Below are 2,984 nucleotides of genomic sequence, written 5' to 3' on the forward strand. Positions count from 1 at the left end.
GTCAATCAAGTCGCCAAAGACGTTCCGGATAACAGCACAATTGATGATGTTCTGGTCATGATTGATGCGCAACCCCCATTTGCTGTTGCGATCAATTATGAATTCGTTCCCAAGACTAGGCACGCAGAAGAAGTATTGCGTGAAGGCGATGAAATGGAAGTGATTTCCCCTGTGACTGGTGGCTAATCCAGTAACGAATATAGAAAAACAGATAAAAGCACTTGAATAAGATGACAGCCCCTTTACCGAATCCTTTAAATACTGCAGACCCATTGGTGCTGTATGGGGAGATCTTTGCTAGTCGCTTACTACTGGGGACATCACGCTACCCATCTCCACAAGTTTTAGAGAATGCGGTAAAGCAATCTAATCCCGGAATGATTACAGTAAGTCTACGCAGACAGGGCACCTCGACTACTGAAGCACATTCTGGATTTTGGGATCTCCTTAAGAAAATGGCTGTGCCAGTTTTACCCAATACTGCAGGTTGTCATAGCCCTAAAGAAGTCATCGCTACTGCTCAAATGGCGCGCGAAGTATTTGAAACAAACTGGATTAAGTTGGAACTCATCGGTGATGACTACACACTGCAGCCCGATACCTTGCGTCTGGTCTCTACTGCAGAAACTTTAATTAAGGATGGCTTTAAGGTCTTACCTTATTGCACCGAAGATCTCATTCTGTGCCAGCGTTTAGTCGATGTCGGATGCCAGGCAGTCATGCCTTGGGCTGCCCCAATTGGCACAGGTCAAGGCCCATTAAATCCTTACGCATTAAAACTTCTACGTGACCGTTTGAAAGTGCCACTTCTGGTGGATGCTGGTTTAGGTTTACCTTCCCATGCATGTAGCGTAATGGAATGGGGGTTTGATGGGGTTTTACTCAATACCGCCGTTGCGCTAGCTGATGATCCCGTAGCCATGGCTAAAGCATTTGCGATGTCAGTGGATGCTGGTCGTACTGCCTACCTCTCCGGCGCCATGAAAGCCCAGCAGTCAGCACAAGCCAGCACGCCTTTGGTTGGCACACCCTTCTGGCATCAAAGTTAAAAGACAAAACTAATGAGCCTAGTTCGCGACCTTGCGGATCAAATTGTTGCAGCCCATATCAAGGATGATTTGTGTTTGCCCACTCCGGCATACAGCTTGTCATCGCCTCCACCAAAAATTGATAATGAACAGGCGGCCGATCATTACGAGTTAGCGGGTACAGTTGCCGCAATTGACATGGGCTTCATTGAATGTGATGCCAAGGCCTTAGGCAAAGCCTGGTCGCGCATGGTTCATCAAGATGGTAATTTCAATCCCCTTAAGTGGCCATCCAGACCAGAACATTTCGATCTGTTGCCTTGGACTCGGAATATGAATCCCAAGGCCTTTGCAGAATGTCCAAAGCGTTTAGGTTTGTATGCTGTCATGCCCGATGCAAATTGGGTAAAACGGATGGTTGAGGCTGAGATTCCAACAGTTCAACTGCGTCTTAAATCCGAAGACAAAAAACTGATTAAAAAGCAAATTAAGGAATCAGTTGAAGCGGTTGAAGGCAGCAGAACTTTACTTTTTATTAACGACTACTGGCAAGAGGCGATTGAGGCTGGTGCCTACGGTATTCATCTAGGCCAAGAAGATTTAGAAACGGCAGATTTTGATGCCATTCGGTCTGCAGGACTCCGCTTGGGTCTTAGTACGCACGGCTATGCCGAGATGATTTATGCCGATCGCTTCTGCCCAAGCTATATCGCTATGGGTGCAGTCTTCCCAACCAATCTTAAAAAGATGGCTACAGCACCCCAAGGCTTAGGACGTTTATATAAATATGCTCAATTAATGAATCACTATCCCCTTGTAGCTATTGGCGGCATTGATGAAGGAAGTATTCATGCGGTTGCACAGAGCGGTGTGGGCTCTGTTGCTGTTGTCAGGGCAATTATTGGTGCAAGTGATCCCAAGGCTGCCGTGAAACGATTACAAGAGTTAATGAAAACCTAAGGCATTAAACCCAGGCTTAACTTAATACTTACCCTCTTCATCCGGTAATGCAGTTTTATAGAAATCGTGCATGTGCCACAGAGGACCAGGCCCCTCACCAATACTTAAGAAACGCCCTGCCTCGAGCCCTGCTTCAACGTAAGAAATTGCCTTTGCTACAGAATGCGGCAAGTCATGACCATCTGCTAAATAAGTTGCAATAGCAGAGGCTAATGAGCAGCCGGTGCCATGGGTATTAGCCGTATTAACGCGATAGTGTTTGAACTCTTTTGACTGAACCACTTCAAGACCATCTTCAATCGTTCGCCACATCAGAAAATCAGTCAATTGAGTATGGGATTTATCGAGGTGACCACCCTTAATCAAAACTGCTTGTGGACCCATCTCAAGCAACTCTTCAGCCGCCAATTGAAAATCTGCCGCACCAGTAAGCTCTCGCCCTAAAAGTAGGCCGGCTTCCTCGAGATTAGGCGTAATTAATGTTGCCATTGGGAATAAATCCATAATCATGGCTTGGGCAGTATCGTCACCACCCAGACTAGCGCCGGATGTGGCTCTTAATACTGGATCCAAGACAATTCTTTTAGCTCCATGGCGCTTGAGGGCTGATGCCACAGTATGAACAATTTCTGGGCTAGCCAACATGCCAATTTTGACGATGTCCACCCCGATATCCATGAATACCGCATCGATCTGAGCCTCCACCACATCAAGGTCAATATCCTGAATGCGGCTCACCCCCAAAGTGTTCTGGGCAGTGATAGCGGTGATGACTGTCATCCCATATCCGCCAAGGGCTGTAATGACTTTGAGGTCCGCCTGGATGCCCGCGCCACCGCCGCTATCGGACCCGGCAATGGTCAATACTTTGGGTATCTGTATAGAAGTTGGGGTGAGTGATTTCATCTTGCTATAATATCGGCTTATTCCTCGATAGCTCAGTTGGTAGAGCGCCGGACTGTTAATCCGTAGGTCCCTGGTTCGAGCCCAGGTCGA

The 2,984-nt window shown here is 47.3% G+C and carries 4 protein-coding genes; 3 read left to right on the top strand and 1 reads right to left on the bottom strand.

Features of this window, described 5'->3' with window-relative positions; translation table 11 throughout:
• The 3 genes from thiS to B7Y67_RS14145 form a co-directional block, all read left to right on the top strand.
• The coding region (gene thiS / locus B7Y67_RS14135; RefSeq protein ID WP_293599194.1) for a sulfur carrier protein ThiS at positions 1-186 on the top strand (186 nt) is incomplete at its 5' end.
• Positions 187-230: 44 nt separating this feature from the next.
• On the top strand, positions 231-1,049 hold the full coding sequence (locus B7Y67_RS14140) for a thiazole synthase (protein WP_293599197.1): 819 nt from the start codon (positions 231-233) through the stop codon (positions 1,047-1,049).
• Between the two features lie 12 nt (positions 1,050-1,061).
• Complete coding sequence (locus B7Y67_RS14145) at positions 1,062-1,988, top strand: thiamine phosphate synthase (RefSeq protein ID WP_293599195.1); 927 nt, start codon at positions 1,062-1,064, stop codon at positions 1,986-1,988.
• 21 nt (positions 1,989-2,009) lie between these two features.
• Here B7Y67_RS14145 and thiD read toward each other — a convergent pair whose 3' ends face one another.
• On the bottom strand, positions 2,010-2,894 hold the full coding sequence (gene thiD / locus B7Y67_RS14150; RefSeq protein ID WP_293599196.1) for a bifunctional hydroxymethylpyrimidine kinase/phosphomethylpyrimidine kinase: 885 nt from the start codon (positions 2,892-2,894) through the stop codon (positions 2,010-2,012).
• Positions 2,895-2,984: the final 90 nt, after the last annotated feature.

It is taken from the genome of Polynucleobacter sp. 35-46-11, assembly GCF_002281105.1.